The following is a 5730-nucleotide window of genomic DNA, read 5'->3' as shown; positions in this document are numbered from 1 at the left end:
TTTTGAAAATGGATTCCCGTTTTCACGGGAATGACAAGAAATGGTATTTTGCGCCCATCTGTGTCATTCCTGCGTAAGCAGGAATCCAGAAAGTGCGAAACCATAGATGTGAGAATAATGACAGAAAACAACGGGATCATCCGCCTTAATCTATCAGCTTATTTTCCTTCAGTCGTGCAAGCAGCTTTTTGGTATCAATGGGTTTTGTGAGGTAGTCCGTGCATCCGCCGCGATAGTAGGCCTCTATGACGTTTTTGGGAGAGTCAAGGGCGGTTGTCATAAACACCTTTGCCTCATTCTGGGGGGTAATGCCCAGCTCCCTTTCCTTGGCACGAATGGCCTTTAACACCTTTATGCCATCCATCTCAGGCATCATGATATCCAGACAAATAAGGTTGTATGGTTGCCCCTCGTCTATAGCAAGCACAAATGCCTCAAATGCCTCATTGCCATTGACCGTTACATCACAGTCCCCATATGGAGACAGGAAGTGCTGCAACAGCGTGCGTGATGTAAAATCATCCTCTGCTATCAATATTCTCATTGCTTCCTCCTGATTGTTATATCTATAATAGTGTTGTTAGCCGGTTTTTTCAATGGCCTCTATGAGCCTGTTCATCTCCCTCTGGAGTGACTCAAAGCGTAGCAGGGCTTTTGAGAGGTTTAATTTTCTGGCGGCTATTTCCATGCGCATGGCTTCGTTCTTTGTCAGTATGCCACCGACGTTGGCAGCCATACCCTTGATGCTGTGCGCCTGTCTCTCTACGACTGTGGCATCGTTGTCATCGAGTGCCCGCTTGAGTATCTCCATCTGGCGCGGGGCATCCAGCATAAAGACCTCAAAAATCTTTTGCATAAGTTCCTCGTCGCCATTTAACCTGTTAAAGACGTCCTCGCGGTCAAATATCTTGCCAGTGGCTGCCGTGTCATCCGATGACTGGGGTGGCGCAACGGTGTTGGGCTGTCTCTGTGATGGTGTAGCCCCCGACGTACCTGACGCTGGTGCATGTTGTTCAATCGTCTCTATGAGCGAGGCAATGGAGATGGGCTTTGAGATATAGCCGTTCATGCCGGCATCGAGACAGCGCTCCTTGTCGCCCTTCATGGCATGAGCCGTCATGGCAATTATCGGGATATGCGGGTCAAAGTGCTTGCCCTCTGCCTGTCTGATAATACCGGTGGCCTCAAATCCGTCCATTTCGGGCATCTGGATATCCATAAACAGGATATCGTAGTGTCTTTTGCTCAGGGCATCGATGGCCTCCTTGCCCGTGGTTACGGAGACGACCTCGTGTCCCAGTTTTTCTATTATCTTGGTGGCCAGTTCCCTGTTTATGTAGTTATCCTCTGCGAGTAAGACGGAGAGTTTTTGGTGGATTTTTTTGTGTGTAATGTGTGTTTGCATCAGGGATGTCTCACTGAGGAAGCCCCCCGTGGCAAGGTATATGGAGTCTATCAGCGTGGAGCGTTTGACGGGTTTGTGTACCACCCCCCAGATGGTTGAACCTTTGTAGCGATAGGTCAAGCGTGTTTCACTTGTACGCACCAACATTATAATCTCCGTTTCGCCAAAGACGGTGTCGTTTTTGATCTGATTTGCCAGGTCAAAGGCGTTAACGACAGACAGGTTGGAGTCTATCAGGGTAACGGCAAAGGGTTTGCCGTTAAAACATGCGTTGCTGAGGTGTTCTATGGCCGCCTGTGGTGAATCGGCCTGCGTCACTATCATGTTGTAGTCATAGAGCATATCCGTGATGATACGACGGCTGAGTTTGTGTGAGTCTACCACAAGAACGCGTTTTCCTGCCAAAGCCGACCAATGTTTGGAGGCATCCCTGTCAATGACCTTATCGGTACCCTTAACCTCAACGGTGAAGTGAAAGGTAGTGCCCTTGTCCTTGGTGCTTTCTACGGAGATGTTGCCATTCATCAGTTTCACCAATTGCCTGGATATGGTTAGTCCCAGGCCGGTGCCGCCATACTTTCTGGTTACTGAGCCATCGACCTGCGTGAAGCTGTCAAAGATGGTATCGATCTTATCAGCGGGGATGCCAATACCCGTATCACGGACAGCAAAGTCCAGGACAACCTTTTCCGGTTCTCCCTCTGTCTGTCCCCTACGCAGGTATAGGACTACCGCACCATGCTCTGTAAACTTTATGCCATTACCCATCAGATTTACAATTATCTGTCGTATGCGCGTCGGGTCGCCCCGCACCGTGGTGGCAACGTCCGGTGCAATGTGACACAGGAGTTCCAGGTCCTTTTTTTCGGCCTGTGGCGTGATCGACTCTATGGCGGACTCGATGACCTCCCTGACATTGAAGTCGATATCTTCCAGCTCGAGTTTGCCGGCCTCTATTTTTGAAAAGTCCAGTATGCTGTTTAATAGCGTCATCAGGGAATTGGCCGAGTCTCTGACCATCTCAAGGTACTTTTTCTGGTCTGCGGTCAGGTGGGTATCGAGTGTGAGTTCGGTCATGCCAATGATGCCGTTCATGGGGGTTCGCAGTTCGTGACTGATGTTGGTGAGGAATTCGCTCTTGGCCTTGTTGGCGGCAATGGCCTTTTCCTTGGCCTTGTTCAGTTCATCTTCGGCCTTCTTCCGGACGGTCATGTCAAAGGACACCAGCAGGAAAGACGTCAGACTGCCTTCATAGTCAAAGACTGGGTCTCCGTTTGTTATAACGTTGATGAAACTGCCATCGGCCACTTTTAATCGGTATTCGCAGTTGCGCAGGTGGGCAATCCTTGTTCTGTTCAGGGGGCACTTTGCCATGAAGTTCTCTACATCATCGGGGTGGATGAGAGATGCGTAGTTGCCCCCTGTAATGCTGTCGATACGATACCCCATGCTCCTGGCAAAGGACTTGTTGACGAAGAGCAAAATGCCTTCGGGGTCTATTTCCACGACAAAGTCGTGCATGTTTTCAACGAGGTTTCGGTAGCGGTGCTCGGAGCTCCACAGGGCATCCTCGCCCCTGCGTTGTTCCGATATGTCGCGCGATATGCCCATGAAGCCAACTATATCGCCATTGATATTGCGCATCACTGAGGCCGAAATAAATGCCGGGAAGATATCGTTGTCCTTGCGGCGGTTGTGGACAACTCCCATAAAGACCCCTGTCTCTGACAGTAACTTATGCGTGCTGAACAACTCCGTATCATCACAGTAGAGCATATTTATGTCTTTGCCGATGACCTCGTCTGCCTTATACCCGAAGGTGGCCTCCGCTGCCCTGTTGAACTCCACGATCCTGTGGTTTGTGTCAACGGCTATGATCATGTCCAGGGAGCTGTTGATGATTTCTTTCTGGTACAGTTGTGCATTGAGCAGTTGTGCCTGCTGCACCCTGGCCTCTGAAATTGCCTGGCTAGAGCGCACGGCGTGGTTTATCAGTGTCGGCAGAACAGTCAGGTAATAACGCTGAGGGTCTCTGGCAAGACATTCAAAGTCTGCCTTGAGTGCCATGCCTGCCGTTTCAGCGTCGTCCGTTATCAGTATCACGGGGGTAGCGCCCAGGTAATCACGCAACGCAAGCGCATCGGAACCCCTAAGATGGTTGTCAAGTATCACCACGTCATGCCTGTCTCTGATCAGTTTGCCCCTCGCATCAGCGACAGACTCTGCCGCCGTATAGCTGCAGGTGAGTCCTTTACTCTGGCAAGACTGCATGATGGCCAGTTGTTCTTGTGCATCATCGAGGATGAGCAATATCTTTATTTTCGGCATAGTTCCCTTTTGTCGTTTTATCATTACGTTTATATTTTACAGTATTTTTTTATAAAATAGAACTATTTTTTCTGTAGCTTTTTTGCCTGGCACGTTATAAACATGCCTAAGACGTTATAAACTTAATAATGCCAAGCATGCTTATCAGTACTACACAGATAGCTATTATACCGATAAAGATCACCATCCATTTGAGTATACTTACCAGTTTTGTCAGGGCAGAGTTTTGTGCGCTTGTCATGGCATGTATAACGTTCAGAGCTGCCGCAGCGGTGACAAAGAAATCGTCGATCCATCCCACGATGGGCACATCGGGGACGACGTCAACGGGGGAGACGTCATAGACAAGGGCCAGGAGCATCAGCAACAACGCCAATTTCAATGACTTGCCATCTCCCTTATCTGGTGGTGTCCCCTGGGGGGTACCATCCGTGCCGGGATAACCCTCTGCTCCTTTTTTAAGCAGATTGCCTTTGAGTTCCTTTAATGTATCAGAAGGTAGTTTCATCGCACCTGTTTCTATTGTAACATTAAACACTGCAAATAGACCATACCAATTTACAAGTCAGGGCTATCGCATTAGAGAATTTTATTAATTGTTGATAGTTTATCTTATGTCTAAAAACAAGCATACACAAGGAAGGGGTCAAGGGGGCTGGCCCCCTTGCGGGGGGTTCTGAAGGGGGGCGGAGCCGCCCCTTTCTTTTCTCTTGCGCTCAAATGCGATTGCCCACCCTGAAGTGAGCAGATTGACTGAGCACAAATGTTTGTGCTTTAATACCTTATGCAATCAGGCCATACACGGAGATAAGGCATGGGCAGGGTCATAAACATCCTCATAAATAAGGCAACATTTCAGGTGTTGACAATTGCCCTGGCTGGTTTTCTGGCATACTCCAACAGCTTAAACGTCCCGTTTTTTTTCGATGACATCCAGATAATCGGCATTGCATCTCAAGAATACTCCTATAATTGGTTCGATAATAAGAGATATATCGCCGACCTTACCTTTGCTCTAAACTATAAACTGCATGGCGAAGACGTCAGAGGATACCATATTGCCAATATCTCAATCCATATCATCAATGCAGCACTGGTATACCTGTTGGTGATTTACCTGCGTCGTGCCGGAGGTATGCGGTACGGCAATGGCAGTAAGCAAGAGAGCATAAACATGTATAACAATAGTTCACCCCTAAGAAAAGAAAGAAGGGAGGCGGCTCCGCCCCTCCCTCAGACCCACCCCGCAAGGGGGCCAGCCCCCTTGACCCCTTCCTTAACAGGTAATCCCCATCGACTATTTAAACACGAGGTTGCCTTTTTTACCGCCCTGTTGTTTGTGGTTCATCCGTTGCAGCATCAGGCCGTGACATTGGTCATTCAGCGCTATACATCTCTGGCTACGTTGTTTTACTTGCTTACGATCCTGTTATACCTGAAGTGGCGATTTTTGACCGATAAAACCTCCAAATCCAAAGAGCAATCTCTACACGGCCCCAAGACTGCTTCAATTGGCAGGCTCAAGGACGTTTCGTTTTACATGATAGCCGTTCTTACGGCATTTCTTGCATCAATAACAAAGCAGACCGTCATTACCTTGCCTGTTACTATAGCAATGATCGAGTTTATGCTTTTTTCGGGAAAACCACTGAGACGTCTGTTGTGGTGTGTGCCATTTTACGTTATGATACCGTATATCATCAGCTTCAATTTAGGTTACGATATACCAATAATATCGGCAGAAATGGGTAACTTATCTTATGATTCCGGCCATGTCCTGACCCGCTGGCAATACCTCTTTACACAGTTCAGGGTGATAATCACTTACATCAGGATGCTATTGTTTCCCGTGAACCTGACTATTATCTATGACTATCCGATATACTCGTCGTTTTGGCAACCTGATGTAAGTGATTATCACCCTGAACTGTGTAAAGAGGTATTGCCAGCGGGTCAGGACATGGCCGGAATCATAAGATAAGTTACCCATTTCTGCC

4 protein-coding genes are annotated in these 5730 nt (G+C 48.2%); 1 reads left to right on the top strand and 3 read right to left on the bottom strand.

Features of this window, described 5'->3' with window-relative positions; translation table 11 throughout:
• Nucleotides 1-145: 145 nt before the first annotated feature.
• From HWQ67_RS11860 to HWQ67_RS11850, 3 genes are all read right to left on the bottom strand, one after another.
• The gene (locus HWQ67_RS11860) at nt 146-544 is read right to left on the bottom strand and encodes a response regulator (RefSeq protein ID WP_218252904.1); all 399 of its coding nucleotides are present in this window, start codon (nt 542-544) and stop codon (nt 146-148) included.
• Nucleotides 545-580: 36 nt separating this feature from the next.
• Nucleotides 581-3733: a response regulator gene (locus HWQ67_RS11855; RefSeq protein WP_218252903.1), complete on the bottom strand. Its 3153-nt coding sequence runs from the start codon at nt 3731-3733 to the stop codon at nt 581-583.
• Nucleotides 3734-3839: 106 nt separating this feature from the next.
• On the bottom strand, nt 3840-4241 hold the full coding sequence (locus HWQ67_RS11850) for a DUF1232 domain-containing protein (protein WP_218252902.1): 402 nt from the start codon (nt 4239-4241) through the stop codon (nt 3840-3842).
• A gap of 306 nt (nt 4242-4547) precedes the next feature.
• On the opposite strand from HWQ67_RS11850, the gene HWQ67_RS11845 reads away from it, so the two are divergent.
• Nucleotides 4548-5714: a hypothetical protein gene (locus HWQ67_RS11845; RefSeq protein WP_218252901.1), complete on the top strand. Its 1167-nt coding sequence runs from the start codon at nt 4548-4550 to the stop codon at nt 5712-5714.
• Nucleotides 5715-5730: the final 16 nt, after the last annotated feature.

Origin of the sequence: Candidatus Magnetobacterium casense (assembly GCF_019173545.1) — a bacterium.
In the GTDB taxonomy this organism is placed as follows: Bacteria; Nitrospirota; Thermodesulfovibrionia; order Thermodesulfovibrionales; family Magnetobacteriaceae; genus Magnetobacterium; species Magnetobacterium cryptolimnobacter.
Note: the sequence above shows the minus strand (reverse complement) of the source record. Positions and strands in the feature narration are given on the sequence as shown.